At 50.5% G+C, this 26839-nt stretch carries 22 protein-coding genes and 1 pseudogene; 4 read left to right on the plus strand and 19 right to left on the minus strand.

Annotation, left to right across the window (positions count from 1 at the left end; genetic code table 11):
* Positions 1 to 142: 142 nt before the first annotated feature.
* The 10 genes from I8U17_RS12710 to I8U17_RS12755 form a co-directional block, all read right to left on the minus strand.
* Positions 143 to 397, minus strand: coding sequence for a DUF3243 domain-containing protein (locus I8U17_RS12710; RefSeq protein ID WP_198055756.1), 255 nt, complete (start codon positions 395 to 397; stop codon positions 143 to 145).
* An 86-nt stretch (positions 398 to 483) separates the two neighbouring features.
* The gene (gene ymfI, locus I8U17_RS12715; protein ID WP_033099659.1) at positions 484 to 1233 is read right to left on the minus strand and encodes an elongation factor P 5-aminopentanone reductase; all 750 of its coding nucleotides are present in this window, start codon (positions 1231 to 1233) and stop codon (positions 484 to 486) included.
* A gap of 107 nt (positions 1234 to 1340) precedes the next feature.
* Positions 1341 to 2633 carry an EF-P 5-aminopentanol modification-associated protein YfmH gene (gene yfmH / locus I8U17_RS12720; protein WP_198059499.1) on the minus strand — a complete coding sequence of 431 codons (1293 nt, stop codon included), beginning with the start codon at positions 2631 to 2633 and terminating at the stop codon, positions 1341 to 1343.
* The gene (gene yfmF / locus I8U17_RS18810; protein ID WP_033099657.1) at positions 2620 to 3924 is read right to left on the minus strand and encodes an EF-P 5-aminopentanol modification-associated protein YfmF; all 1305 of its coding nucleotides are present in this window, start codon (positions 3922 to 3924) and stop codon (positions 2620 to 2622) included. The genes yfmH and yfmF overlap by 14 nt, the downstream gene beginning before the upstream one ends.
* A gap of 149 nt (positions 3925 to 4073) precedes the next feature.
* Positions 4074 to 5471 (minus strand): peptide MFS transporter, encoded by a 1398-nt coding sequence (locus tag I8U17_RS12730; protein ID WP_033099656.1) that lies wholly within the window; start codon positions 5469 to 5471, stop codon positions 4074 to 4076.
* A gap of 509 nt (positions 5472 to 5980) precedes the next feature.
* Positions 5981 to 6916 carry an ABC transporter permease gene (locus I8U17_RS12735; protein WP_033099655.1) on the minus strand — a complete coding sequence of 312 codons (936 nt, stop codon included), beginning with the start codon at positions 6914 to 6916 and terminating at the stop codon, positions 5981 to 5983.
* Positions 6909 to 7958: an ABC transporter permease gene (locus I8U17_RS12740; protein ID WP_198055816.1), complete on the minus strand. Its 1050-nt coding sequence runs from the start codon at positions 7956 to 7958 to the stop codon at positions 6909 to 6911. The genes I8U17_RS12735 and I8U17_RS12740 overlap by 8 nt, the downstream gene beginning before the upstream one ends.
* Before the next feature lie 23 nt (positions 7959 to 7981).
* Complete coding sequence (locus tag I8U17_RS12745; protein WP_033099725.1) at positions 7982 to 9484, minus strand: ABC transporter ATP-binding protein; 1503 nt, start codon at positions 9482 to 9484, stop codon at positions 7982 to 7984.
* A 171-nt stretch (positions 9485 to 9655) separates the two neighbouring features.
* Complete coding sequence (locus I8U17_RS12750; protein WP_033099654.1) at positions 9656 to 10672, minus strand: BMP family lipoprotein; 1017 nt, start codon at positions 10670 to 10672, stop codon at positions 9656 to 9658.
* A 190-nt stretch (positions 10673 to 10862) separates the two neighbouring features.
* Complete coding sequence (locus tag I8U17_RS12755; protein ID WP_033099653.1) at positions 10863 to 13199, minus strand: FtsK/SpoIIIE family DNA translocase; 2337 nt, start codon at positions 13197 to 13199, stop codon at positions 10863 to 10865.
* A 382-nt stretch (positions 13200 to 13581) separates the two neighbouring features.
* Here I8U17_RS12755 and I8U17_RS12760 point away from each other — a divergent pair, with 382 nt between their 5' ends.
* Genes I8U17_RS12760 through I8U17_RS12770 form a run of 3 tightly spaced genes read left to right on the plus strand, consistent with a single transcriptional unit; the run spans position 13582 to position 16455 of the window.
* A complete protein-coding gene (locus I8U17_RS12760) occupies positions 13582 to 14328 on the plus strand; it encodes a (Fe-S)-binding protein (protein ID WP_033099652.1) in 747 nt (248 codons plus the stop codon).
* Positions 14318 to 15745 (plus strand): LutB/LldF family L-lactate oxidation iron-sulfur protein, encoded by a 1428-nt coding sequence (locus I8U17_RS12765; protein ID WP_198059500.1) that lies wholly within the window; start codon positions 14318 to 14320, stop codon positions 15743 to 15745. The genes I8U17_RS12760 and I8U17_RS12765 overlap by 11 nt, the downstream gene beginning before the upstream one ends.
* Positions 15742 to 16455 (plus strand): LutC/YkgG family protein, encoded by a 714-nt coding sequence (locus tag I8U17_RS12770; RefSeq protein WP_033099650.1) that lies wholly within the window; start codon positions 15742 to 15744, stop codon positions 16453 to 16455. The genes I8U17_RS12765 and I8U17_RS12770 overlap by 4 nt, the downstream gene beginning before the upstream one ends.
* A 157-nt stretch (positions 16456 to 16612) precedes the next feature.
* Here I8U17_RS12770 and I8U17_RS12775 read toward each other — a convergent pair whose 3' ends face one another.
* The 8 genes and pseudogenes from I8U17_RS12775 to I8U17_RS12805 all read right to left on the minus strand — a co-directional run bounded on the left by I8U17_RS12775 (position 16613) and on the right by I8U17_RS12805 (position 25463).
* Positions 16613 to 18088: an NAD-dependent malic enzyme gene (locus I8U17_RS12775; RefSeq protein ID WP_198059501.1), complete on the minus strand. Its 1476-nt coding sequence runs from the start codon at positions 18086 to 18088 to the stop codon at positions 16613 to 16615.
* 222 nt (positions 18089 to 18310) lie between these two features.
* Complete coding sequence (locus I8U17_RS12780) at positions 18311 to 18514, minus strand: hypothetical protein (RefSeq protein WP_198055751.1); 204 nt, start codon at positions 18512 to 18514, stop codon at positions 18311 to 18313.
* Between the two features lie 59 nt (positions 18515 to 18573).
* On the minus strand, positions 18574 to 20004 hold the full coding sequence (locus tag I8U17_RS12785) for an FAD-binding oxidoreductase (protein ID WP_033099723.1): 1431 nt from the start codon (positions 20002 to 20004) through the stop codon (positions 18574 to 18576).
* A 42-nt stretch (positions 20005 to 20046) separates the two neighbouring features.
* Positions 20047 to 21375, minus strand: a pseudogene (locus I8U17_RS18375) ((Fe-S)-binding protein); the annotation flags it as partial.
* Positions 21365 to 22708 (minus strand): FAD-binding oxidoreductase, encoded by a 1344-nt coding sequence (locus tag I8U17_RS12790; RefSeq protein ID WP_198059502.1) that lies wholly within the window; start codon positions 22706 to 22708, stop codon positions 21365 to 21367. The gene I8U17_RS12790 and the pseudogene I8U17_RS18375, both read right to left, overlap by 11 nt.
* A gap of 344 nt (positions 22709 to 23052) precedes the next feature.
* Complete coding sequence (locus I8U17_RS12795; protein ID WP_033099647.1) at positions 23053 to 23268, minus strand: YlzJ-like family protein; 216 nt, start codon at positions 23266 to 23268, stop codon at positions 23053 to 23055.
* Complete coding sequence (locus I8U17_RS12800; protein WP_033099646.1) at positions 23265 to 24005, minus strand: ClpP family protease; 741 nt, start codon at positions 24003 to 24005, stop codon at positions 23265 to 23267. Before I8U17_RS12800 ends, I8U17_RS12795 begins: the two co-directional genes overlap by 4 nt.
* A 387-nt stretch (positions 24006 to 24392) precedes the next feature.
* Entirely contained in the window at positions 24393 to 25463 is a 1071-nt protein-coding gene (locus tag I8U17_RS12805) for an undecaprenyldiphospho-muramoylpentapeptide beta-N-acetylglucosaminyltransferase (protein ID WP_232331084.1), read from the minus strand.
* A 275-nt stretch (positions 25464 to 25738) separates the two neighbouring features.
* Here I8U17_RS12805 and bacA point away from each other — a divergent pair, with 275 nt between their 5' ends.
* Entirely contained in the window at positions 25739 to 26542 is an 804-nt protein-coding gene (bacA, locus tag I8U17_RS12810) for an undecaprenyl-diphosphate phosphatase (RefSeq protein ID WP_033099645.1), read from the plus strand.
* A gap of 127 nt (positions 26543 to 26669) precedes the next feature.
* Here bacA and I8U17_RS12815 read toward each other — a convergent pair whose 3' ends face one another.
* Positions 26670 to 26837, minus strand: coding sequence for a FeoB-associated Cys-rich membrane protein (locus tag I8U17_RS12815; protein WP_081943679.1), 168 nt, complete (start codon positions 26835 to 26837; stop codon positions 26670 to 26672).
* Positions 26838 to 26839: the final 2 nt, after the last annotated feature.

Below are 26839 nucleotides of genomic sequence, written 5' to 3' on the forward strand. Positions count from 1 at the left end.
CTGGATGAATTCGTCCTGAACATAGAAACCTTCCTTCGGAATTTTTTTTATACCTTTTCAACAAAAAAAGGCTGTTGACCTTCTTTGTCAACAACCTCACACCCAAAAATATCGGGTGTTTTAATTCGCGAACTACATACCGTTATTTTTTTCCATCGTCAACTAATTTCACCATCAAACCTGCCATCACGCGCTGTTCATTTTCGTCCGCGACGCTCCAGAGGTCTTTTAACAAGCGTTCCTGGTCATTTTGCGGATCAATATCCTTGGCCAGGTAATCACCGAGCTGATAGGCCAGGTCAGAGATGGTGTTGGCATCCATGCCCATTCCTTTCGCTTGGTCCACGCGCTCGGCAAGAAAGTTTTTCCACTCCTGAAAATTATCCAACACAGACATTTTGCATTTCCTCCTTAGATGCTGTTCAACGTTCCTAGGAGGTAATATGAGTTTATTTCCCTTATTTTATGTATTGGAAGTTCATTTCAGGTATACCAGCCACCGTTGACCGCCAGAACTTGACCTGTGACGTAGGCCGCCTCCGGCAAACAAACATAACGGATCAAGGAGGCCACCTCTTCCGGCAGCCCCAGCCTCCCAGCCGGTATCTCTTCCGCAAGGCTGCTTCGTTCTTCCCTGGTCAGCTGCCTCTCCAACATCGCGGTCTGTATTGCTCCCGGGGCGATTGCATTTACTGTAATTCCGGAAGGGGCCAACTCTTTCGCCAGCGCTTTGGCCATGCTGATCTGTGCCCCTTTTGCCGCCGAATAAAGCACTTCACACGCCCCACCTGTTTGCCCCCAAATGGAAGAAACCAGCACAATCCGCCCTTTTTGCTGTTGAATCATGGCCGGGAGAACGGCTTGAACCAAGGAAAATGCGCCGCGTACATGTGTATCCATCACCTGGTCGTAATCCTTTTCCGTCATGTCTTGAATCAACCCCGCCACGCTGTTTCCCGCAGCATGGATTAAAATCGTCGGATTGCCAAAATGATGGGTGATTTCCCGGTAAGCCGCAGATACGGACTCCCTGTTTCTCACATCGACCGGCACAGCCAGCGCCCGCACTCCGAACCGGCGACAAATCTGCTCTGTCTGCCTGGCGACCGTTTCCGCTGAATGATACCCAATTATCACATCTGCTCCGGCTGCGGCCAATTCGACTGCCGCCGCTTTTCCGATTCCGCCGCTCCCCCCTGTGATCCAGGCGATTTCACCATGCAATGGTTTCACTCGATCTCCCTCCAACAAAAATGCGCCCAATCGGACGCATTTTTCAGTCAATGTTTATGTCGGGGCTCTCATCCCCGCATGTACGATCAATTGCATCTTTTCAGCCATCATGAATGAGGGCGCACAATCGAAACAGCAAAACGATTCCAATCAATATGCTGTTGCATGCGCCGGTTTATATCGTCTACGCTGAGACTTTCCAGCACGGGTATGATTTTGAACAAATCCGCATCGTTAAAGCGATAGTTGGTAAACTGATTGGCAATCCACTCCGGCGAGCTGAGGAAACGCAAATTGGCCCCGATCTTTTTTTTGCGAATCCGTTCAAAGGTTTTGGGAGATATCCCCTGTTCCACCCGTTTCGGCAGTTCATCGCGAATTCTTTGCAACAGCTGATCCGGATCAAAAGTATCCCCGCCGATCATGGAAAATCCGTAACCGCGATCCAGCGAATAATCACAGCCAAAGCTGTCATCGATCAAGCCGTCATCATACAGGGACTGGTAAAGCTCGGAAGAGGAGCCGATGAGCGCCTCCAGGACGATCTGGGTGGCCAGCTCCTGTTTCATCAGGGCTTCCCCCGTCAGGTTGACAGCATCTTTCCCTTCCTTAAAGCCAAACAAACATTTGGATATCCCTACACTCAGTTCCACTTCCTTCACTTTTTCCGCCACCTGATCAGGTTCATCCGGGAAAAAGCGGTGAATCTCCTTGATCTCATCAAACGTTTTGGCCGACTGATTTTCGCGGATCAGTTCTATCGTCGCCTCAGGGTCGACCGGCCCAACCAGGAACAGAAGCATATTGCTCGGATGATAAAATGTTTGGTAACAGGTGTAAAGCAACTCTTTTGTAATTTTGGAAATCGACTCGATGGTGCCGGCGATATCAATTTTAACCGGATGTTGTTGATACATCGCTTCAATCAAGCCAAAATAAGAGCGCCAGTCGGGATTGTCGTCATACATTCGGATTTCCTGGCCGATAATCCCTTTTTCCTTTTCCACATTTTGATCCGTAAAGTAGGGACTTTGCACAAAATCGAGCAGGGTCGTCAAGTTCTTTTGCACCTGGTCCGTGCAGGAAAACAGGTATGCTGTACGGGTAAAACTCGTAAACGCATTGGCTGAAGCTCCCTGGCGGGAAAACTCCTGAAACACATCTTCCCCTGAAGGCTGCTCAAACATCTTGTGTTCCAAGAAGTGAGCGATTCCGTCCGGGACAGACATCTTTTCTTGCCCCTGAACCTGAAAGGTGTTGTCAATCGAGCCGTATCGGGTGGTAAAGGTCGCATAGGTCTTGTTAAAGCCGGGCTTTGGCAACAGATATACCTGCAGCCCGTTGGGCAGTTTTTCGTAATACAAGGTTTCTTCAATCTGCCGGTGCTCAATTTTTTGCATTCGCGTTTCCCTCCTGGTCGCGCAAGAAGTAAATGGTTTCAAGCTGAATTTTTTCGGCAACCCGCGTAATATCCTCTTTGCGCACCTGCTCAAGATCATGAAGCAACGCTTCCAGCGTTCTTTCCCTTCCGCTCAATACCGACTGATTAAAATGGAAATGAATCAGTTCAAACGAACGATCCTGCTGTTCTTTCAGCTGATTGGAAAGCGTCGCCTTGGTCTGATCCAATTCCTTGTCACTGATATCTCCCTGCTGCATGGCCGCCAACTGTTTCTTGATGATATCCACCGCTTTTTCAAAGTTGGAAATTTCGATCCCCGACTGGATGATGAGCAACCCTTTGTGGCTTTCCAGCCTGGATGAACAGTAATAAGCGAGACTTGCTTTTTCGCGCACGTTCAAAAACAATTTCGAGTGGGGAAACCCGCCGAAAATGCCGTTGTACATCATCAAAGCGGGATAATCATCATCCTGGATGGTCACGTTGGTTCGGCATCCCAGATTGAGTTTTCCCTGCTTCACATTGAGGCGGTCAATGACTGTTTTTTCCTTGCGCGCTGCGGAGTGAACCGCTGAAGGCACAGCAAGCGTTTTCCGCCTCTGCCGAAGTGAATCGCCAATATTTCTCTCCAAACGTTTTACCACATCGTCCGCAGAGACATTGCCGACGCAATAAATATCGATTGGGCAGGTTTGAATCACTTCCTGGTAATATGTATAGAGATTCTGCGCGTCAATCTGCGGCAAATCCTCGATCCGGCCATGGTTGAACAGCGCGTATGGCTCACCTTTGCACATCTCTTCCACCATGCGCTGGGAGGCATATCGGATCTTGTCATCTTGAAGGCTTTCAATTTTCTGTTTCAAATTTTTCTTTTCCGCCTCCACATAGGAAGCTTTAAAGCCTCCCTGTTCCAAGTGCGGTGAAAACAAGGCTTCACTAAAAAGATTAATTCCTTCATCCAACAGGGATTTTTTCTCGCTGAGATACCGTTCGTTGGCAATTTCCATCCCGATCTGGATGAGATGGCGCTCCCCCCGTTTGAACACATCACCAAACAGTGTCGCACCGTAAAAAGAATCCAGTTTTCTCCTCAATTCGATCGTCGTGGGGTAAGAAGCTGTTCCCCGCTGAAGCACACTCGGCAAAAGTGCTGTTTTCGTCACATATTCCGGCTTTAATTCCTGAGCGATAAACGCCAGCAACGCCGTCGTCTTAAATTTTTCGCTCGAGCAGACGTGAACGCGCACGTCGCCGATTGAAACGGTTTCAAATTGGATTGTCGACACGTTGACACCTCTCCTTTTTAAATGGGCCGATGTATAAACATTATAGTCTAATTAGCCGCGGTTGGAAACGATAACCACTTATAGTATGACCGAAAAGCAGAAAAAAACCTCTACCCGTTTTTTTTGGATAGAGGCCAAAAATGTTTTCGTCAGGCCATCAGTTTGGCAATTTTTTTCGAAAGCGCCAAAAGGATAATCCCGAAGATAATCGAGAGGGCACCGATCGCACCGAATATCTGGAAGTAACCCATCGTCTCGGTGAAGGCAGCCAACTGTCCGGCAAGAATGTCCGCAATACCGGTGCTGGCCAGCCATACTCCCATCAACAGGGATGCGTATTTGATCGGTGCAATTTCACTCACCATCGACAAGCCGATCGGCGACAGGAACAATTCCCCGACCGTGTGGAAGAAGTAAGTGAAAATGATAAAGAGAATATTGGCTTTCACGGTGACATGATGCGCATCACCGCCGGTTTGCATCACTGCTGTCAACAACACCATATATCCGATTCCGAGCAGGATCATTCCCAATCCCATTTTGACCGGGGTTGGCCAGTCACCTTTTTCCCGCTTGGACAAGGCAGACCACAGCTTGGCAATCAGAGGGGCAAGGATGATGATAAAAGCGGGATTAATCGACTGGAACATTTCCGTCGGAACTTCCCAGCCGAAAACATTCCGGTTCACAAAAGTCTGGGTATAGAAAGTTAACGATGTACCCGCTTGCTCAAATCCGGCCCAGAAGAAAACAACGAAGCAAGTTAAAATAATAATCGCTAGGGTTCGCCGTTTTTCCTGTTTCGTCAGCGGCGTTTTTTTATCCACCGCCGGCATCTGCTTGGACGGCGCCATTTTGCCAACCGGTTTTTTTCCAATCTCACCGAGGAAACGGTTGGACAGCGCATTAAACAGCACTTGCCCGATAATCATCCCGATGGAAGAAGCCAGGAACCCATAACGATAGCCGTGTTGAATGACTCCATTCACATTCGTGCTGAAGTAGTCGCCGACCAGCCCGACGACCAGCGGAGCCAGAAAGGCACCGAGGTTGATCCCCATATAAAAGATCGTAAACGCAGCATCTCTCCGTTTATCATCTTTTTCATAGAGCTCGCCGACCAAAGTTGACACGTTCGGCTTGAAAAATCCGTTACCGAACACCAAAAGGGCAAGCCCCAAATACAATCCCCACCGACTGTGTTCGGCAAATAAAATGAAGTTTCCCAGCGCCATGGTGACCCCGCCGAGAGTAATCGCCCACCGCCGTCCGAGAAAGCGGTCGGTCAGATAACCACCGGCCAACGGTGTAAAGTAACAAGCACCGGTATAAAAACCGAAAATCAGAGAAGCCGTCCCCTGATCATAACCCAGGCCTCCGCTCAGGTAAGAGGCGGCCAGATAAAGGGCGAGAATCCCCCTCATGCCATAGTAACTGAACCGCTCCCACATCTCTGTGAAAAAGAGCAGATAAAGGCCGCGCGGGTGTTTCTTTTTCGGCTCTGGTACAGGCACGTTACTTTTTTCTATTTTTACTGCAGCTTCCATGACAGACCTCCTTAGAGCATGTCGTCGGAACATCCATTGGAAAGATACGAATTTCCGTTATCCGAAAAAAAGTTTTACTAAGTAAATGCTTTATAAAGTAAAACAATTGTATAAAAAAATATCCGTGATGTTTTCCCCGATGACAATATGATTTAAATTTAAAGAAAATAACCACGAAAAAAATGATTACCAGAGCAGAGACGGCGCCGAATTTTCTGGCTTTTACACCATTTTTATAAAATTGCCGTAGGAATATTTTAGTATAAACCAAAAGATAAATCAAAGGAAAAAATTAGAAAAAGAGAGAGTAAGCCTGTATTTATCACAATCCAAATGATCGTAGCACTTCTTGAATCCAAGAGAATAAAAGAAATCATTGTTAAAATTTCAATATAGATATGTAAATCGAGATAATAGTATCAATTGTGTAAAATAAACAAAATTTTATAAGAGAGATTGAATTACGCAAAAAAGACCCCAGCTGATTGCTGAGGTCTCTTCACGACCGTTTATCGGGCCCCTTTTTCATATGGCTTTCCGTTTGCCGCGGGCGGTTCTGCCTTGCCGACAAATCCGGCCAAGGCCAAGATGGTCAGGATATACGGAAGCATGCTCAGCACTTCACTCGGCACGTAATTCGTCAAATGATACAGCTGACCGGTAAGTGCCAAAGCCACAGCCAATCCGAAGAACAGACCGGCCCACAAAACGCCGAAAGGACGCCATTTGCCAAAAATCAGTGCAGCCAGGGCGATAAATCCTTGTCCGGCCACCGTCACCTGCGTAAACTGGCTGCCAATGGCAATCGAAAGGCCCGCACCGCCGATTGCTGCCAGCGCACCGCTGATCATGACAGCGATATAGCGCATCACAATCACGTTGATTCCGGCCGTTTCCGCCGCGTGCGGATGTTCCCCGACCGCTCTTAACCGCATGCCAAATGACGTCTGGTAAAAGAGAAAATAAGTGATAATGACCAAGGCGATCGCGATATAGGTCGTCGGAAGCGCCTGAAAAATCGAAGGACCCAATACCGGGATCTTATTCAGGAGGGGAATCGAAATCACACTCAGCTTATCCGGGACAACCGGCGTTTGCGAAGAGCCGTTATACATATGCTTGGTTAGATAGACAGCCAGTCCAAGCGCCAAAAAGTTAATCGCAACCCCACTGACCACCTGATCCGCTTTAAACGTAATCGAAGCAATCGCATGCGGCAAAGCTAACAAAATGCCCGCAACAATCGCGCACAAGAGTCCGATCCAGGCGTTGCCGAAGAAGATCGTCGTTACCGCTCCGGTAAAAGCGCCGATCGTCATCAGGCCTTCCAGCCCGATGTTCACCACCCCGGAACGCTCCGAGTACAATCCGCCAAGTCCGGCCAAAATCAGTGGTGTTGAGTAAAGCACGGTCATCGATAAAATGTTTGTCAGGGTTTCAAGCATTGGTTTTCACCCCTTTTTTGCGCCGGGAATGAAAGATCTTTTCCACAATGTTGGCGGCCACAAACAAAATGATCGCCGCAAATACAACGCGAATGACCTCAAACGGCACTCCTGCTTCAAACTGCATGTTTCCGCCGCCATATTCCAGAACCCCGAAAAGGATGGAGGCCAAAATCACTCCGACAGGTGTATTGGCTCCCAGCAAAGCGACGGCGATCCCGTCAAAGCCAATGCCGGTGAAATCGTTCATAATCGGCAAATAACCATTCGTACCGAGCGCTTCGACCGCTCCGGCCAAACCGGCAAATGCCCCGCTGATCATCATTGACAAAATGACGCTTTTCTTCACATTCATCCCGGCATATTCAGCCGCGAGCGGATTGAAACCGACAGCCCTCAGTTCGTAACCCAGCCGGGTGCGCCAAACGAGGACATACATGACGAAAGCAGCGGCCAAGGCGATCAGAATGCCCAAATGAACGCGCGCTCCTCCAAACAGATCGGATAACCACTGAACCCTCAGTGAAGCGGAATCGGGAATTTTCTCCGTGGAATCAGCTCCGGGGGCCAGCCAATGAAAAACAACGGCATTGGAAAGATAAAGGGCGATATAGTTCATCATAATCGTGATAATTACCTCATGAACCCCGCGCACTGCTTTTAAGAGGCCGGGAAGATAAGCCCAGATCGCTCCAGCCAGCCCGCCGGCGATCACGGCTGCAACGGCATGCAAACCGGAAGGGAGCGGTAATTTTAAACCGACGATGATAGCGGCCATCTGTCCGACGATAAACTGCCCTTCAACCCCGATATTAAAGAGACCGGTGCGAAAGGCAATGGCTACGGCCAAACCCGTCAATAACAAAGGGGTGACGGTCCGGATCGTCTCTCCCAGATCATAAGGCTGAAACAAAGCACTGACAAAGAGGGCATTATAGGCTTCGAGCGGGTTATACCCGGCCGCGACCATCATAATGGCCCCAATCAACATTCCCAGCACAATCGAAATGAGGGAAGCCAGAAATGTTGACATCTTGTTCATCCGCGAGAACAGTTGCTGCACAGCTATTTCACCTCCTGTTTTTTGCCGCCCGCCATCAGGAGACCCAATTCTTCTTCCGTCGTCGTTTCCGGATCAACCCAGCCGACGATTTTCCCTTCGTAGATCACGGCAACGCGGTCACTCAGTTTCAGGACTTCATCCAGTTCCAGGGAGACCAGCAGAACCGCTTTGCCTTTATCCCGTTGTTCGACAAGACGGCGATGGATCGACTCAATCGCACCAACATCCAGGCCTCGGGTTGGCTGTGCAGCAATCAGAAAGTCGGGATCGCGGTCCACTTCCCGCGCGATGATCGCCTTTTGCTGGTTACCGCCCGACAGTCCCCGAATCGGAACGTGTTCATTTGGGGTGCGCACATCAAACTCTTTGATCAAGCGCTTGGCATATTGATCAATCTCGCCATTTTGAATAATTCCCCTCTTGGTAAACGGGGCTTGATAATATGATTGCAAAACCATGTTTTCACTGACGGTAAAATCGAGCACAAGCCCGCGTTTATGCCGGTCTTCCGGAATATGGCCGACACCAGCTTCGATCACCTTTCGCGGTTTGAACCGGGTCATGTCTTTTCCATTGATGTGAATGGAACCGGACTCGATGTCGCGCAATCCGGTAATCGCCTCGATCAATTCCGTCTGTCCGTTTCCGTCAACACCGGCGAGTCCGACGATTTCACCGGCTCTCACTTCCAGATCAAGGCCATTTACCGCACGGACACCGCGATGATCCAGAGCGACCAGTTGTGAGATCTTGACAATCGGTTCACCGGGTTGCTTTTTCTCTTTTTCCACGGTGAAGGAAACCTCGCGTCCGACCATCAAGGCGGCCAATTCATTTTCATTCGTTTCGGCCACATCGACCGTTTGAATCACTTTTCCGCGGCGAATCACCGTCACCCGGTCACAGGTGCTCATGATCTCCTTCAGTTTATGGGTGATAAAAATGATCGTCTTGCCTTCGTCGACCAGCCGTCGCATAATCTCCGTCAACTCTTCAATCTCCTGCGGCGTCAAGACTGCCGTCGGCTCGTCGAAAATGAGGATATCTGCTCCGCGGTACAACGTTTTCAAAATTTCCACACGCTGTTGCATCCCGACGGATATATCGGCAATTTTCGCCCGCGGATCCACTTTGAGGCCGTACTGATCCGATAAGCGCTGAATCTCTTTCTCCGCTTTTTTGATATTTAACAGGCCGAACTTGCTTCGCTCATCACCCAAAATGATGTTTTCCGTTACGGTAAACGGCTCAACTAACATAAAGTGTTGGTGAACCATCCCGATTCCGAGTTTGTTGGCCACAGTGGGTCCCGTAATTTTGACCGGCTTCTCGTTAATGCGGATTTCTCCTTCGTCCGGTTGGTACAGGCCGAACAAAATGTTCATCAGCGTCGACTTTCCTGCACCATTTTCCCCCAATAACGCATGAATTTCGCCTTTTCTGACCGTCAGATTGATCTGATCATTGGCGATAATTCCGGGAAAACGCTTCGTAATCCCAACCATTTCCACTACATTCACCCTGATTCCCCCCTTCTCGGCGGCATATTTTTCCATTTGTCATTAAATTAAAAAGCGAAAAAAGCTTGAGGATTTAAGTATACAAGGTATTAGGGCATATTTCAAAGGGATTTCTATTTAAAAAGGCCAGCATGGACGCTGACCCGATTTCCAATATTATGGTTTAAAGTTGGCAAGTTCTGCTTCGGTACTCGGAACTTTGAGTTGACCGCTAATAATTTTTTGTTTGTACTCTTCCACTTTCTTCTCAACATCGGGACTCACATGTTTATCAGCCATGGAGATTCCGTTTTCTTTCAGACCCATCACCACATGTTGACCCGGTTTCAGTTTTCCGTCTTTCAATTCCTTGGTCACATTGTAAACAGCCACATCGACGCGTTTGACCATCGAAGTCAGGGTATGGTCGGGAGCGAGGTTGGATTGGTCACGGTCTACACCGATCGCCCAGTACTTCCCTTTCTCGCGGGTTTTCACTTCATCAAACAAGCCTTTGCCTGTACCGCCCGCAGCATGGAAAATAATATCTGCTCCGTTGTTATACATGCTTTGGGCCAGGGAACGTCCTTTTACCGCGTCAGCAAAACTCTCGGCATAAGCGACCGAAACGGTAGCTTTCGGATTTACTGCTTTTACCCCGGCTATATAGCCCACTTCAAATTTTTTGATAAGCGGAGATGTCACCCCGCCGATAAATCCAACTTTGTTTGTTTTCGTTGTTAAACCGGCAATCACACCGACCAGGAATGAGCCTTCCTCTTCCTTAAAGGTAACGGCAGTCACATTTTTCGGGATTTTTCCTCCGAGATCACTGTCGACAATGCCAAATTTCGCATCAGGGAACTGATTGGCAATATCAGGAATCGCCTTGTCGAATTTGTAACCGATCGCCCAGGTGATATTGCGTCCCTCACGTGCAAACTTCGTCAAGTTCGGTATATAATCATCATCGCTTTTTGATTCAAGGGCTTTAATGTCGACACCGTAATCTTTTTTCGCTTTCTCCAGCCCTTCCCAGGCGGATTGGTTGAACGACTCGTCATTCAGCCCGCCGGTATCCGTCACCAACCCGGCTGCAAAACCGCCTTTTTTGGTAGTCGCCGACGAACATCCGACTACTGTGAACACCAATGCCGCACAAAGGAAAAGTGCAAGCCAGGATCTTTTTGCCATGCAGTGGCCCTCCTCCAAAAAAATTAGAATATGAGTTCTTTCCGATTGCAGAATAATCGGAAGGCAGCCGGAAATAAACATATTCCGAAACCGAATTTTATGTATTTCGGAGAACTATGTTTATATAAATTGAATCCATTTTTTCCGGCTGTTTTTTATTGCTCATAGTAATTTATATCATGCTTGTTCACTATTTGGCTACATTTTTCTTTTCTTGATATTGCTCCAGTGTTATTAATACTTCCCTGGGCTTGCTGCCTTCATACGGCCCGACGATTCCATTGCTTTCCATCATGTCGATCAAGCGCGCCGCCCTTGTATAACCAACCCGCAATCTCCGTTGCAAAAGCGAAACGGACGCCGTCTTCGCTTCCAAAACGAGCTGAACCGCCTGCGGAAACAGTTCATCATCCACCCCGTCCATCCCCTGATCCGGGGCCGTGGGAATCAACTCTTCCTGATAACGCGGTTCCTGCTGTTTGCTCACAAAGCGGACAACCGCTTCCACTTCATCATCGGAGAGAAATGCCCCTTGTACGCGGATCGGTTTGGAAGCACCGATCGGCAAATAAAGCATATCACCCCGTCCCAGCAATTTTTCCGCTCCCCCCATGTCCAAGATGGTGCGGGAGTCGGCCTGTGAAGAAACGGCAAAGGCAATTCGCGAAGGAATATTCGCCTTGATCACCCCTGTGATTACATCGACAGAGGGCCGCTGCGTGGCGATGATTAAATGAATCCCTGCCGCCCTGGCCATTTGGGCAAGCCGGCAAATCGCGTCTTCCACGTCGGAAGGAGCCACCATCATCAAATCGGCCAGCTCGTCCACAATGACGACGATGAAGGGAAGAGGCTCCAGGTTCTTCTCTTTGTTTTCGGCCGCCATCTGGTTATAGCGCTCAATATCTCTCGCCCCGTGCTTGGCAAACATTTCATACCGTTTTTCCATCTCGGTCACCACTTTTTTCAGGGCGATCGCCGCCTTGCGCGGATCCGTGACAACAGGGACCAGCAGATGGGGAATTCCGTTATATACATTCAATTCCACCATCTTGGGATCGATCATCATCAATTTCACTTCGTCCGGCCGGGCTTTGTACAGCAAACTGGTGATGATTCCGTTGATGCAGACGCTTTTTCCCGAGCCGGTCGCTCCCGCTACCAGCAAATGCGGCATGCGCGCGAGGTTGTCAACAATTGGTTTGCCGTAAATATCCCGCCCCAGCGCAATGCTCAATTTGGAGGGATGATCGCGATATTCAGGGCTTTCCAAAATATCCCTCAGTCCGACCAGAGAAACCTCCTGGTTCGGCACCTCGATGCCAACAGCCGGTTTTCCCGGTATGGGCGCCTCAATGCGGATATCTTTCGCGGCCAGGGCCAAAGCGATATCATCTGCGAGATTGACAATCCTGCTCACTTTCACCCCGATCTCCGGCTGAATTTCATACCGCGTCACAGTCGGGCCCCGATGAATCCCGGTCACCTTGGCCTTGACTCCGAAGCTTTCCAGCGTCTCCTTCAGTGTGCGCGCATTCTCCCTATGGTCGTCTTGGTCCACCAGACTGCGCTTTTTCGTTTCCCGGAGCAAGGTCGTCGGCGGCATCAGATAATGCGCCATTTCATCTTTCGAATGAAAGCGCACTTCCATCGTTTCTTCTTCCTCGGCATCCTGCTTCTCCACCTGCTCAGTCTTCGGTTTCGTTTTCAACTTTAGCGCTTCCGGAATCATTTTTTCCAGTTCCAGCTCCATTTGCGTTGCTTGCTGCGCCTTTTCTTTTTCATTTCCCCCGTAGATGGCGTCTTCAAAGTCATAAATCACCGGTTCGATCGGATCGCGGCTGACAGAGGCTGCCGCCTTCGTTTCCCCGGATCTTTTTCTCCTGATCCGCTTCGGTGGTTGCTTCTGTTTGTAGTATTGGCGCAACCAATCGATGATCAGCTGTCTGCCCCGTTTTTTCCAGGCACGGAATAATTGTTTCACGATCCCGAAGAATTTCACATAAGAAAAATCGGCCACGAGCAAAATTCCGCACAGCACCAATGCGCCCAGTACAATCAATGTCCCCATATCATCAAATAAAAAGTGCAATAAGGCATAAGCGAAAGCACCGGTCATTCCGCCCCCGACATCAAGAGGAAGGCGGGAAGTCCGTTCCTCCAAAAGCAAATTCCATGTCGTGTCCACAATTCCGCTGTTCGTATGGATCGTTTGAAAAGTCCAATAGTGATTTAACGTCAGAAATGAAACGAGAATCATCGTCAACCCGCTCATGCGCGGAGTCCATTTCCGTGGCCATTTGCGGTTGGCCATGACATAAACGGCCAGCCAGACTCCCAGAAGCGGAATCACAAAATTCCATGTACCGAAGACAAACCGGGCCAAGTAAGTCAAGTTCCGCCCGATTGCCCCGTAGCTGGCCATGGTAATAAAAGAGGCAGCGAGAATCACAATCCCGTAAATCTCAAACAAAATCTCATTTTTGAGCGATTTCTCCGCATTTGCTTTTTTCTTTTTTCGTGCCATATGTATCACCTTTCACAAAACCGTCACTCTTCATTATAACATGGAAAAGCTTGCCTGCAGAATGGTCCGTCCTAAATTTTGGGAATAGAGTGAAAGAAGAGATATTTTTATTGCCTGACCGAAGAGGTACGTTTTGCCAATCTCAGCAGGGGATCGGGCCTGTTGAGACCCTTCGGAACACAGGCAGGTTGGATAGCATATTCACGAGCCGATTTGCAACAAGCTTTCAAAAAGGATCATTCCCCTCCAAGCGTAGTTGAGGCGGCCGGGTCTTTTATACGGAAATAATTAGATATGATATAATAATCTAAAAAATTTAATTGTTACAGAGAGGAGGCAGGCGCCGTCACTGGCCTTTCGCAAGTGGTCCAAGGCGTAAAAAATGAGGGTTTCCTTATTCGTAACCTGTTTGACTGATGTATTTTTCCCGGAAGTGGGTAAAGCCGTTGTCGAGATACTGGAAAGGCTTGGATGCGAGGTGGATTTTCCCGAAACGCAGACATGCTGCGGCCAGCCTGCCTATAACAGCGGGTACCACCTGGAAACCAAAGAGGTGGCCGAGCATATGATCGAAACGTTCGAACCGGCTGAATATATCGTAACACCATCCGGTTCATGCGCAGCGATGTTCCATGAATATGAACAGTTATTCAGCGGTCAGCCGGATTTACAAGCACGTGCCCGGGCCCTGGCGAACAGAACCTATGAATTCACCCAATTTTTGACTGAGATCTTGCAGGTTGACGACCTCGGGGCGGAACTCCACGCAACAGCCACTTATCACCCTTCCTGCCACATGAACCGTCTTTTGGGGGTAACGGAAGCTCCGTACCGCCTGCTGGAAAATGTCAAAGGGCTGAAGTTGATTCCACTTCCTCATGCGCATGATTGCTGCGGGTTCGGCGGCACCTTCTCTGTCAAAATGAATGCGATTTCATCCCGGATGGTCGATGAAAAAGCACAGCATATCGAGGAAACAAGAGCCGGGCTCCTGATCGGAGCCGATTGCAGCTGCCTGATGAATATCGGCGGCCGTTTGAGCCGCTTGGGAAAACCGGTCAAAGTGATGCATATCGCCCAAGTGTTAAACCATCTCCGGCAGAGAGGGGATGAAAAAGATGCCGATTAAAATCGGACAAGATCCCTTTTTTAAACGCGTCGAAAGCGGAATCAACGACCGGCAGATGCAGAAAGCCGGCAGTTCCGCACAGGAACGATTTCAGAAACGCCGGCGGGAGGCAACAGAAGAGCTTGGAAACTGGGAAGAGTGGAGAAAATGGGGTGAAGCGATACGCGCTCATACCATGCGCTATCTGGACTACTATTTGGAGCAACTCTCCGAAAATGTAAGCAAAGCCGGCGGGCACGTTTTTTTCGCCCGGACTGCCGCGGAAGCGAATGAATACATCATCCGGGTCATTAAAAGCAAACAAGCAACCCGTGTTGTGAAATCCAAGTCGATGATGACTGAGGAAATCAGTTTAAACAAAGCCTTGGAAGAAGCAGGCTGCGAGGTATTGGAAACGGATTTGGCCGAATTTATCTTGCAAGCCGATGATCATGACCCTCCTTCCCATATTGTCGTCCCTTCTTTGCACAAGGACAGGGAAAAAATTCGTGAAATATTTGCGCGCCTGGGGTATCAGGGTTCTGCCGTCCCCGAAGAAATGACGCGTTTTGCCCGCAACTATCTGCGCAAGAAGTTCCTGTCCGCCGAAATCGGCATTACCGGTTGCAATTTTGCCGTAGCCGAATCCGGTTCGGTCGTTTTGGTGACAAATGAAGGAAATGCCCGCCTCTGCACAACCCTTCCCAAGACGCAAATCACCGTAATGGGGATGGAGCGGCTGGTTCCCACTTGGGAAGAACTGGATGTATTGGTCACATTATTGTGCCGTAGCGCTGTCGGCCAAAAATTGACCACTTACGTAACCGGGCTGACCGGTCCCCGGCGGGAAGGCGAGGGAGACGGGCCGGAAGAATTCCATTTGGTCATTCTCGATAATGGCCGTTCAAATATATTGGGCACGGAATTTCAAAGCATCCTTCACTGTATCCGCTGTGCTGCCTGCATCAATGTCTGCCCCGTCTACCGCCATATCGGCGGGCACGCATACGGATCGATTTACCCCGGGCCGGTCGGGGCAGTCTTGACTCCGCTGCTGGCTGGTTATGACGAGTATAAGGAGCTTCCTTACGCTTCCAGTTTGTGCGCGGCATGCACCGAAGTTTGCCCTGTCCGGATTCCCCTCCATGAATTATTGATCGAGCACCGCCGGAAAATCGCGGAGGACGAGAAAAAAGCTCCGCCGGGTGAACGGCTGGCCATGAAAGGATTTCGCCTGGCCGCCACTTCGCCAAAACTTTATCGGCTTGCGTCCAAAGCCGCGTCCATAATGGCAAAACCGTTAACGGAAGAAGCAAAGCTGAAAACGGGCTTCGGTCCGCTTAAACCCTGGCTGGAAACACGTGACTTCCCGGCACCGGAACAGGAAACTTTTCGGGAGTGGTTCCAAAAACGGCGGAAAAAGGGGGAAAATTCATGACCATTTTAAACCGGGACGCTTTTTTAAATAAGTTGGCCGAAAGGCTGGGGCGCCCGCGCATGCGGGAGGAGATACAAAAACCGGAGTGGGATCAGGCCAGACTCGTTCCGCCGGAAGATAGAAAGGGGTGTGAAGAGTGGGTTGAGCGCCTGGAAAAACAAGCACAACTCAATCGCACCACCTTTTTCCGCATACCGGCTGACTTCCTGCCCGAAGCAGTTTGGAAGATGATCAAAAAGGCCGGGGCGAAAACGGTTATTACCTGGGATGATGTGCGTTGGAACGAGTACGGACTCGATCCGGCATTGAATGCCAAGTTGGAGGAGCATAGGATCAGGCTTCAGCAATGGTGTGACGAACAAGCAGCGGAAAGCATTTCGCTGGCTGAACAGGCGATGATCGGCATCACCTTCAGTGACTTGGCTCTGGCCGAATCTGCAACCGTGATGTTACTCAACGGACGGGGAAAAGGAAGATCCGTCAGCCTGTTGCCGCACAAGTACATCGCCATCATTCCAAGAAGCACCATCGTGCCACGGCTCACCCATGCAACCCGTGAAATCCGTCGCCGCATAGAGAAAGGGGAATTGCTTCCTTCCTGCATTAACTTTATTTCCGGACCGAGCAACAGCGCAGATATTGAAATGAATCTGGTGGTGGGCGTTCACGGACCGGTGGAGGTCACTTATATCGTCGTGGATGACCGCTAAGCGTTATCCCTGCGGTGAGAAGGGACGAGTGCTTATCTGAGCGCAAAAAAAGCCCACTCTTTTGATCGAGCGGGCTATTTCCGGCAAATCCAATCACATGGCAGGAGTGATCGCCAGTGGGGAAAGGAACCTCTTCCACTCAGGCTTTGTCATTCTGTCACATCGAAAAACTGAAGGCATTTTCCTTGGCAGCAATCCCTTTGGCCATTTCTTTTTGCGTGCTGCGCCGGTCGCGCCTGGCCACTCCCGACTGATAGGCGGCTTCGATCACCGCTTCTCTCACCTTTTCCACTACACGGCTGTTAAATACACTGGGAATGATATACTGCTCACTCAGCTCCTCATCGGAAACGACGGAAGCGATGGCCTGAGCGGCAGCCAATTTCATCTCTTCGGTGATTTTGGACGCGCGGCAATCGAGGGCGCCTCGAAAAATCCCGGGAAAACACAGCACATTATTAATTTGGTTCGGATAATCGGACCGGCCTGTCGCCATCACCCGAACATAAGGTTCCGCTTGATCCGGCGCAATTTCCGGAACCGGATTGGCCATGGCAAATACAATCGGATCGGGAGCCATGCTTTGAATATCTTCCACTTTCAAGACACCGGGACCCGAAACCCCGATAAAAATATCCGCTCCTTTTATCACTTCGGACAGAGAGCCTTCAAGCCTGCGGGGATTGGTATGGGCTGCATACCAATTCCAGAAAGAATTCTCATACCTGCGGGTTGCGACAATCGCCCCTTCCCGATCGACACCGATCACATCCCGCACACCGGCGGCCAACAGCATCTTGGTGCAGGCAATTCCGGCTGCACCGATGCCGCAAACGACCACTTTGCAATCGGCCAGATCTTTGCCGACCAATTTGACCGCGTTAATCAGCCCGGCCAGGGCCACGACCGCCGTTCCGTGCTGATCATCATGAAACACGGGAATATCCAGTTCCTGCGAAAGCCGTTGTTCAATCTCAAAGCATTTCGGAGAGGCGATGTCCTCCAGATTAATCCCGCCGAACGTCGGGGCCAGCGCCTTGACAATTCGGATGATCTCCTCCGTATCCTGCGTCGCCAGGCAAATTGGAAAAGCGTCCACTCCGGCCAGCTGTTTAAACAGCATCGCCTTCCCTTCCATCACCGGCATGGCCGCTTCCGGTCCGATGTTTCCCAACCCGAGCACTGCTGAACCGTCTGAGACAACCGCCACTGTATTTCGTTTGATCGTGAGTGAATGGGCCCGCGAGGATTTTTCCTGAATCGCCTTGCAGACCCTCGCCACTTCCGGAGTATAGACGCGGGACAGATCATCGCGGTTTTTGATCGGCATTTTGGGCACCGTTTCGATTTTTCCTCCCAAGTGCATTAAAAAGGTGCGGTCCGAAACGTTGATGACGTGAACACCGGAAATTTCTTTCACGATCGACACCAGCCGGTCGCCCAATCCGTAGTCGGTAATATTGACGGTAATATCGCGAATGGTGAATGTTTTTCCTTCCTGAATCACGTCGATGGCAATGATATCCCCGCCTGCTTCACTGATGATTGAGGCGATTTTCCCGAACGAAACCAATTCTTTTTCCAGTTTTAATCGCAAGATGATACTCGTCTTTGCCCCCATTGAAATGCTCATTCAGATCGCCTCTTTTCTGATGATATATAGTCCGGGAAGGAAATGGCCCGATTAACCTCCGGTATAAGCCCTGATTGGTTTGCCCGCCGGATCGCTCCTGTCCTCCGACCGCATTCTCCCATGCGGATGAATCGGCAGCTTCAAAACAGCCTAAAGACCGATGCCCCGCGTTCAGGGCATGTTTCACCATTTTGCGGTTGCCGGACCCGGTTCTGTACACCTTCAGGGACGGGAACGATTTTCCAGCCCCGCCTCGACGGAAGCGGTTTTATCAGAAATCCGGCAATGTTCCGGCATCAATCGCTTTCTGCCGTTCAATCCGCTTTTATTCCATGGCATCCCGGGACAAAAAATTCGCGTGCCAATCCCGAAAGGGAACGCAAGGGCTTCATTCGTTGTGGTTATTTCGACTCCCTTTATTTTCATTTCTTATCCATCCCCACCGGAACTCCTTTTCTCTTTTTTTAACACTTCGTGAACTTCAATCAAGAGCGGCCTCCACTTCTGTCATCCGTTCCTGCCGGCCGCCTTTTCATCTCGGCACAGCGGGCCGGCGTCGGAAATATTTTGCCGGGATTGCATAAATTTTCAGGATTAAATACCTCGCGAATTGCCAATTGCACAGCCAGCTCCTTCTCGGAGAAGAGATAGCGCATCTCTTCCCGCTTTTCCAGACCGACACCGTGCTCCCCGGTGATGCTGCCACCCACCTCGGTGCAAACCTTCAAAATCGCCGATCCCGCCCGGACGGCTCTCTCTTCTTCACCGGGGATTCGCGCGTCAAACATGATGAGCGGATGCAAGTTACCGTCTCCGGCGTGAAAAACATTGGCAATGCGCACTCCATGTTCGCGGCTGATCTCTTCAATCCGGGACAGCACTTCCGGAAGCCGGCTGCGGGGGATGACTCCGTCCTGGACCAGATTATTCGGGGAAATGGTTCCGACGGCGCCAAAAGCAGTCTTGCGGTTATTCCACCAGCTCTTTCTTTCTTCCTCGGAAGAAGCCGGGCGCACTTCCCGCACCCCGTGTTTCCGGCACACGTCCACAATGCGCTCAATCTGTTCGTCCAAACCCTCGGCAATTCCGTCCACCTCGACCAATAAAACAGCCCCGAGATCGCGTGGATACCCTATCGGAAACGTCCCTTTTTCCACGGCTTCTATCGCCAGGTTGTCCATCATCTCCAAAGCCGCCGGGTAAATCCCCGCAGCGATGATGCCGGTAACCGCTTCGCTCGCCTGTTTCACCTCATCGAACATGGCGAGCACGGTTCGCACCCCTTCCGGCTTTTTTTCAAGCCGTACCGTGATCTCCGTCACAATGCCCATCGTCCCTTCCGATCCGACAACCAATCCGGTTAAATCATACCCGGGTTCGTCGGGAAGACCGCCGAGTTGAACCACTTGACCGTCGGGCAACACCATGGTCAAACCGAGAACGTGGTTGGTGGTGACGCCGTATTTGAGACAGTGGGCCCCTCCGGCATTTTCACCCACATTTCCCCCGATGGTACAAACCTGCTGACTCGAGGGGTCCGGGGCGTAATAGTAGCCGTGACCGGCAACGGACTCTGTCAGGTGCAGATTGATATACCCTGGTTGCACCACTGCCCGCCGGTTCGGGAGATCGATTTGCAACAGGCGGTTCATTCTGGCCAGACTGATGATGACCTCGCCACCCGTCGGAGTGGCCCCTCCGCTCAAACCGGTTCCCGCTCCGCGCGGAATAAAGGGAATTCCCCTCTGAGCCAGAAAGCGGACGACCTCTGCTGTCTCTTCCGTGCTCCCGGGAAAGACAACGGCTCTGGGCAACGCCTTTTTCAGGGTGTAGGCATCACACTCATAGGCGAGTAAATCTTCCTGACGGAAAAGGACGGCATCCTTTCCGACACAGCGCTGCAGGGCGGCAATCAGTTCCTGATGTTCACCGCCATCCTGTCTGCCGGCCGTCTCCTGCTCATCCCCTTCCCCGCAGCGATAAGCTTCGTCCAGCAATTCAACCGTATGCACGACCCGTTCCCGTCCGCGGCGCTGATGAACGCCCATCGATATTTGCAGCATGCAACCGGGATTTCCCATGGCAATCCAGTCCACGTCCGGTGGAACGTCATCCATTTTACGTTCCAGAAGGCGCCCGGCCATATCAGGGTAAACCAGGTTATAAATCCCCGCACTCCCACAGCAACGGTCGGCTTGGGGCATCTCAATCAAAGTCAGCCCCGGAATTTGTTTAAGCAGCTGCCGCGGCTCGTTTCGCACTTTTTGTGCATGGGCCAAATGACAGGCATCGTGATAGGTAACGACCCCTTCCACCCTGCCGGACGGCGGTCTCAGACCGATCTCGCACAAAAAAGCGGAAATGTCCCGCACCTTTTTTACAAACTCCTGCGCCTTTTCATGGTAATCGGGATCGTTTCTGAGGAGTTGGTCGTATTCTTTCATCGCCGCCCCGCAACCAGCCGCATTGACAATGATGGTATCCACATCCGCCCGCAAAAACGAATTAATATTTTGTTTCGCCATTTTTTTTGCGGTCTCCCGATCCCCTGCATGTATTTGCAGGGCCCCGCAGCAAACCTGCCCCCGCGGCACCGCCACTTCCAAACCGTTGCGGCTTAAAACCCGGACTGTTGCTTCATTGATTCCCGCGTATAAAACATCCATCACACACCCGGCCAAGAAAGCCACACGCCCGCGCTTTTCGCCAAGCGCCGGGGTCACTTCCGCCAGGGTCTGCCGGGAAAATCGCTTCGGAACCGGCGGCAGAACCGCCTCCATCTTCCGGATGTGCTCGGGTAACAACCGGAGAATCCCCGTTTTTCTGACTAAAGACTGAAGACCTGATTGCTGGTAAAACCGGAGCAGACGGCCCAGCGCATGCAAGCGGCCGGGATTGGGAAAAAAATGCCGCAAAAACAACCGGTTGATCCGTCCCTTTACTCCCCGTGGAGGCATGGCCTGATAAAGCTGACCGCGCGCCTCTTCGATCAAGGCACCGACCTCCACCCCCGAGGGACAGGCCGTTTCGCAAGCCCGGCAATCCAGGCACTGAAAAACCGGATCAAACAAGCCCTGGTTTAAGGAAATCCGCCCTTCGCCCGCTGCTTTGATCAAATGAACGCGCCCTCGCGGAGAATGGGGCTCCAGTTTCTCTTCCTGATAAGTGGGGCACGCGTCCAAACACATGCCGCAATGGATGCATTTTGACCATTTCTCCGGATCGGGCGGATCAGCAAACGGATATCCTGTCAGCGGTTTTGTTTTCTTGATCGGATCAGGCACGATTGATCCCTCCTGCCCATCGACCCGGATTAAAACGCCCTTCCGGGTCCAAACTGGATTTGATCTTTTGCATCAAAAACAGTCCGGACGGCATTTTGCCCCAAACGGGGATCTTCTCTTTCAAAAAGGAAGGGGCATGCAGCATCACCACATAACCAAACCCTTCTTCAATCCGCTGCCGCACCTTTTCAATCAGTTCTTTGGCACAGGCCCATTGATTCTCGTCTGGCCGGAGGACAGCCAGGGTGATCCCGGTGCCCGGTCCCCCGTGAACCAACGCTTCTATGCCCGCTTCTTCCGCCAGACGATGCACCAGTTCAACTACCGAGTCCGCCTGATCAGGCAGCGTGCTGATTTTCAAGGCAACTTTTTCCGCACTTTGCGCATCCCTGGCATGTGGCAGAAGTTCTCCCAATGAACGCCATAGTGCAGCCGCCCATTCATTTCGCAAAATCTCCCGGATCGTTATCCCTTCTTCCTTTGCCCAGTTCACCACCTGGTTTTGCTCCTTGGCAACCGCCTTGCTCTCATCTTCAAATCCGATCATCAAGCCAAACGAATCATGCTCACCGGGAAGAAGCGATGTCAGCACCGAATCATTCACCAATTCGGCCGCAGAAGGTTCCAGTGACGAATCCAGCAGGCGCCGGCTGAACCGCTTCAGGGAAGGAAGATCCCCGTTTTCCAGGATGATCACTGTTTCCTCCGGCGGCAAGGGACGCAATTTAAATGTGCATTCACTAATCACGCCCAGAGTTCCGAGCGATCCGACAAACAGCTTGTTCATGTCATATCCGGCGACATTCTTGACGACTTTTCCACCAGTCGAAATGATCTCGCCATCAGCCAGAATCACTTTAAGTCCGGTCACCCAGTCACGCGGCGTTCCATACTTCAACCGTTTGGGGCCGGTCAGGGCGGCAGCGACTATTCCGCCCGCCGTACTCAACTCCGGCCATCCCGGATCGAGCGGCAACATTTGCCCTTTTTCCCGCAAGACCGACTGGATCCTGCTCAGCGGAATACCCGCTTGCACTGTCACCATCAAGTCTCCGGCGGAATATTCCGCAATCTGATTGTATCTGGCCAGCGACAAGGTAACCACCGCCTCTCTCCGGTCAGGATGGCCATAACTTGCGCGCGCCCCCAGACCTTGAGGGTTGATTACTGCTCGCGCCTCGCCGGCCCAGCGGATCACTTCAACTGCATCTTCCTCCGATTCGGCAAAAACGACCAAATCGCCACCGGCATCATCAGCCGGTAACATCACTTTGTTTTCTCCCAGCCGTTCAATCAGACGGTTTCGGTCTGTTTGGGTTATATCGCGTTTATTCACGGTCACAGCCTCTCCCCTGTATGACAAGATGACAGCGCCGGGATTTCAATTTTCCCTTTGATACAATTCAACATACGATTGTCTCTGATGGTGCAAATGATGCTCCAGTTCCTTCGCCGCCGTTCCGTTCGGACTCCGTAAAAACAACCGATCGCATCATCCTCCTTTTCCCCTTGTTTCAGTCCAGCCAACGTATATCGTATATAATATATTATATAGAATAATTAAATTATTTTCCCATGTCATTTCATCTCTGTCATCGCAAGGAGAACTCCGGCAACATTACCCAAAAAGAAAAAAAGAACCCTTAACGAATTAAGAGTTCCTGAGGTGTTTTTCACAAATTAAACCCGTGGCTGGTTGGTAATCTTCATGCCCGGTTGGTAGCGCGGATCCAGGTAATGAGCCGGATCGGGACTGATCAGGCGAACCAGCGTCGCCTCTCCTTCATTTTGCTTGTTCACCAGCATGGTTATTCCATCCACAGTCATCTCTTCCAGTTTTATTTGCGACGGATCATAATAAGCGAGGTCCAACGGAAAGGCAGAATAATAAATCATTGCAGCAACGCTCCCTTTTTTCGGGCTTCAATTCTCGTGTTCAATTCGGCCAGTGCATCAGAGATGCCCCCGACCTTGTCGATCAATCCATACTCGACGGCATCCCGGCCGATCACGTTCGTTCCGATGTCCCGCGCCAATTCCCCCGTCCGGAACATCAATTCGCGAAATTTTTCTTCCGAGATATCGGAGTGTTCCGCCACAAACCGGACAACCCGATCCTGCATTTTTTCCAGATATTCAAATGTTTGTGGCACACCGATCACCAAACCGGTCAAGCGTACGGGATGGATGGTCATGGTTGCCGTTTCGGCGATAAAGGAAGTGTCGGCAGCGACAGCGATCGGCACCCCGATGCTGTGCCCTCCCCCGAGAACGACTGAAACCGTCGGCTTGCTCATCGTGGCGATCATCTCCGCAATGGCCAGTCCTGCCTCGACATCTCCGCCGACCGTATTAAGGACGACGATCATCCCTTCGATTTTGGGATTTTGTTCCACCGCGATAATCTGGGGAATCACGTGTTCATATTTTGTTGTTTTGTTCTGCGGCGGCATCACTAAATGCCCCTCGATCTGGCCGATAATATTTAGACAAAAGACATTGGTTTCCAACTGGGGCACATTAATTTGCCCTAACTGTTGCAAGGCATGAACCGTTTCATTCTTCTTCTTTAACTCCTCTTCGGAGGGCCTCGCCTCGGTTTTTTCTTTTTCCTCATTCGGTTGGTTGGTCATGGAAAATCATCCTTTCCTCTCATCTCTCCTTAGTATGTACGAGAGGGAGGCCTTCTAATAAAAAATTAAACAATAACGCCGGGTCTCAATGTTTTCCAATATTTTGACCAACGGCGCATCTTTCTTCATTTATTTTCCATAAATTCCTTTGTTATCTTTATTTCAACTTTCCTTCCTTTTTCTTATAATAGAGGAGAGATAGCATCCTTCCATTTGCACTCCTTGTCCAAGCTATCTCAAACGGAAACGATGTTCCCCGGTTTTGAGGACGCCAGTCGTCCTCTTTTTTTTGCATGCAAAAGCACCTGTTCTCCCCGGAAAGGAGGCAGGTGCTCACTGGTTTGACCAAGAAGTGTCGGTTTGTCCTGTTGCCGGAACACGGCGCTCTTAAGCCTTTGCCAGTTCCTCAATCATCCGGATCACTTTGTCGCGCGGATCTTCACCCTCATTTTTTTCCATTTGCGCAACCACTTCCGCCCTCCGGTCAAACAGGCGAAATACTGCATTTAAAAAAGTTTCCGCCGTCATTTCTTCTTCCTGCAGCACGTCGCAATATCCCATCTTTTTAAATGACTCTGCGTTCAGGATCTGATCCCCGCGGCTCGCTGCTTTTGAAAGCGGAATCAAGAGCATCGGTTTTCTCAGGGCCAAAAATTCAAAGATCGAATTGGAACCGGCGCGGGAAATGACCAGATCGGCCATATTCATGAGATGCGGCAATTCGTCAGAAACGTACTCAAACTGCTTATAACCCTCAAATTGCAGCGAACTGTCAATTTGCCCTTTACCGCAAATATGGACAATTTGAAATTGTTCCAGCAGTGAAACCAGATTTTCCCTTACCGCTTCATTAATCCGCTTGGCACCAAGACTTCCTCCCATGATAAGCAAAACGGGTTTATTCGGCGAAAACCGGCAGATCGCCAATCCCTGTTCGCGATCTCCTTGTTTCAGCTCTTCACGGATCACGGCTCCCACATATTCGGCGCGATCCGACTTGAAATAGCGGGTCGTTTCCGGAAAGGTCGTAATCACCTTCGAGGCAAACGGGGTCGCCAATTTGTTGGCCAGACCCGGAGTTAAATCGGATTCATGGATGATCACCGGAACCCGATTCAACCAACCGCCGATTACAACAGGGACGGAAACAAATCCTCCCTTGGAGAAAATAAGCCCGGGCTTTTGCCGTCTGATCAGCCGGTAAGCCTGAAAAATCCCTTTTAAGACGCGAAACGGATCTTTAAAATTGTTCCAGTCAAAGTAACGGCGCAGCTTACCGGTGGAAATCGCATGGTACCGGACCTGATCCAGCCCGGCGATCAACTGCTTTTCAATCCCGTTTTCAGATCCTATGTATTCCACTTCCCAACCTTCCCGCAAAAAGTGCGGAATCAACGCCAGATTGACGGTGACATGCCCTGCAGTCCCGCCGCCGGTAAACAAAATACTCTTACGCAAAGAAAAGCCTCCTTTCCGCTTTTGCCTTTTGGAATAAATCCATTTTAACAGCTTTTTCACCAACCACATCAAAAAATTATTTGAAAGAATAATGGAAAACAGAAATTTCCATTTTAATGGATGATCCCCCTGATCATCCGGGTAAAAAACCATAACCGTAATCATCCAAAGAGGGCATACCATACATGTGGACATTTACTTTTTCCGTCAGGTTAAAATCCTGTGATCAGCTGCAACCTGATTTATTCATCCCGAGAAAGGCGGAGTGAAAATTAATGGATATTTTAATCGGATCGATTTTGGGCATGGTGGAAGGCTTGACGGAATTCGCCCCTGTCTCCTCCACCGGACACATGATACTCGCCGGTCATCTGCTGGGATTTGAAGGAACCGTCCGGGCTACGACGTTTGAGGTGGTGATCCAACTCGGTTCGATCTCGGCTGTCGTTGTCTTTTTTTGGAAACGCCTGCTGAGCCTGGTTGGGCTCTATCGCACCCCCGGGCAGGAAAAAAGCGCGCACTTGAATCCCGTTCATATCCTCCTCGGAATGTTTCCGGCCTGTCTCCTCGGACTCTTGTTTCACAACTACATAAAAGAGAAGCTGTTTACAGCGCAAACGGTGATCTGGGCTTTAATCCTCGGCGGGATTCTGATGATCCTAGCTGAGGCATTTCGCAAAGCGCCCCCCTCTGCTGCAAACTTGGATCAGGTAACCTACAGCCAGGCGTTTATTGTCGGCTTGTTTCAATGCCTTGCTCTGTGGCCCGGTTTCTCGCGTTCCGGTTCGACCATTTCAGGTGGATTGCTGGCGGGAATGAATCATCAGACGGCATCGGAATTCACCTTTATCCTGGCTGTTCCGATGATGGTGGCCGCTACCGTAAAAGACCTTCTGGATAACTGGGAGCTTCTTCACGCCAGCGACCTTCCTCTCTTTATAGCCGGGTTTGTCACTGCGTTTGTCTTTGCCCTGATTTCGATCCGGTTTTTCCTTCGACTGATCAGCCGGCTGAAATTGACGCCTTTCTCCATTTACCGGTTTATCCTGGCCATCGCCTTTTGGGGTCTTATGAAATGATGCGGAGATACCATGATCAATATCAGAAAAGCCGGGAACAAAGAGATCGCGCGGCCCGGTCCGAACAACCCGAAAAAAAGAACAGCCGGAGAGGCGAAACTCTCAAAGCTGTTCTTTTGCCTTGTCCTTATGTCAGTTTTGATGGGTCGGTTTTAAGGTCGGCACACGGACTGGAGCATGATTTTTTCATCGAACAGGCCTGACATTTCCCCAGCTTGCTCCTTTTGACAAAACGGAACAAAGTGAAGGCGGCATAACCGAAAATGATGAGACCGAGCAAAATGTCCACCAGCATCC

Origin of the sequence: Thermoactinomyces sp. CICC 10521 (genome assembly GCF_016055135.1) — a bacterium.
Taxonomy (GTDB): domain Bacteria; phylum Bacillota; class Bacilli; order Thermoactinomycetales; family Thermoactinomycetaceae; genus Thermoactinomyces_A; species Thermoactinomyces_A daqus.

What these genes read in the sequence shown, in the direction of transcription:
- I8U17_RS12710 (WP_198055756.1), bottom strand. Translation starts at nt 397, where the DNA reads ATGTCTGTGTTGGATAATTTTCAGGAGTGGAAAAACTTTCTTGCCGAG.
- yfmH (WP_198059499.1), bottom strand. Translation starts at nt 2,633, where the DNA reads ATGCAAAAAATTGAGCACCGGCAGATTGAAGAAACCTTGTATTACGAA.
- I8U17_RS12730 (WP_033099656.1), bottom strand. Translation starts at nt 5,471, where the DNA reads ATGGAAGCTGCAGTAAAAATAGAAAAAAGTAACGTGCCTGTACCAGAG.
- I8U17_RS12735 (WP_033099655.1), bottom strand. Translation starts at nt 6,916, where the DNA reads ATGCTTGAAACCCTGACAAACATTTTATCGATGACCGTGCTTTACTCA.
- I8U17_RS12740 (WP_198055816.1), bottom strand. Translation starts at nt 7,958, where the DNA reads ATGAACAAGATGTCAACATTTCTGGCTTCCCTCATTTCGATTGTGCTG.
- I8U17_RS12745 (WP_033099725.1), bottom strand. Translation starts at nt 9,484, where the DNA reads ATGGTTGGGATTACGAAGCGTTTTCCCGGAATTATCGCCAATGATCAG.
- I8U17_RS12750 (WP_033099654.1), bottom strand. Translation starts at nt 10,672, where the DNA reads ATGGCAAAAAGATCCTGGCTTGCACTTTTCCTTTGTGCGGCATTGGTG.
- I8U17_RS12755 (WP_033099653.1), bottom strand. Translation starts at nt 13,199, where the DNA reads ATGGCACGAAAAAAGAAAAAAGCAAATGCGGAGAAATCGCTCAAAAAT.
- I8U17_RS12760 (WP_033099652.1), top strand. Translation starts at nt 13,582, where the DNA reads ATGAGGGTTTCCTTATTCGTAACCTGTTTGACTGATGTATTTTTCCCG.
- I8U17_RS12765 (WP_198059500.1), top strand. Translation starts at nt 14,318, where the DNA reads ATGCCGATTAAAATCGGACAAGATCCCTTTTTTAAACGCGTCGAAAGC.
- I8U17_RS12770 (WP_033099650.1), top strand. Translation starts at nt 15,742, where the DNA reads ATGACCATTTTAAACCGGGACGCTTTTTTAAATAAGTTGGCCGAAAGG.
- I8U17_RS12775 (WP_198059501.1), bottom strand. Translation starts at nt 18,088, where the DNA reads ATGAGCATTTCAATGGGGGCAAAGACGAGTATCATCTTGCGATTAAAA.
- I8U17_RS12780 (WP_198055751.1), bottom strand. Translation starts at nt 18,514, where the DNA reads ATGAAAATAAAGGGAGTCGAAATAACCACAACGAATGAAGCCCTTGCG.
- I8U17_RS12795 (WP_033099647.1), bottom strand. Translation starts at nt 23,268, where the DNA reads ATGATTTATTATTCTGCCTTTCCGTTGGACCTCGCTTATTATGATCCG.
- I8U17_RS12800 (WP_033099646.1), bottom strand. Translation starts at nt 24,005, where the DNA reads ATGACCAACCAACCGAATGAGGAAAAAGAAAAAACCGAGGCGAGGCCC.
- bacA (WP_033099645.1), top strand. Translation starts at nt 25,739, where the DNA reads ATGGATATTTTAATCGGATCGATTTTGGGCATGGTGGAAGGCTTGACG.
- I8U17_RS12815 (WP_081943679.1), bottom strand. Translation starts at nt 26,837, where the DNA reads ATGCTGGTGGACATTTTGCTCGGTCTCATCATTTTCGGTTATGCCGCC.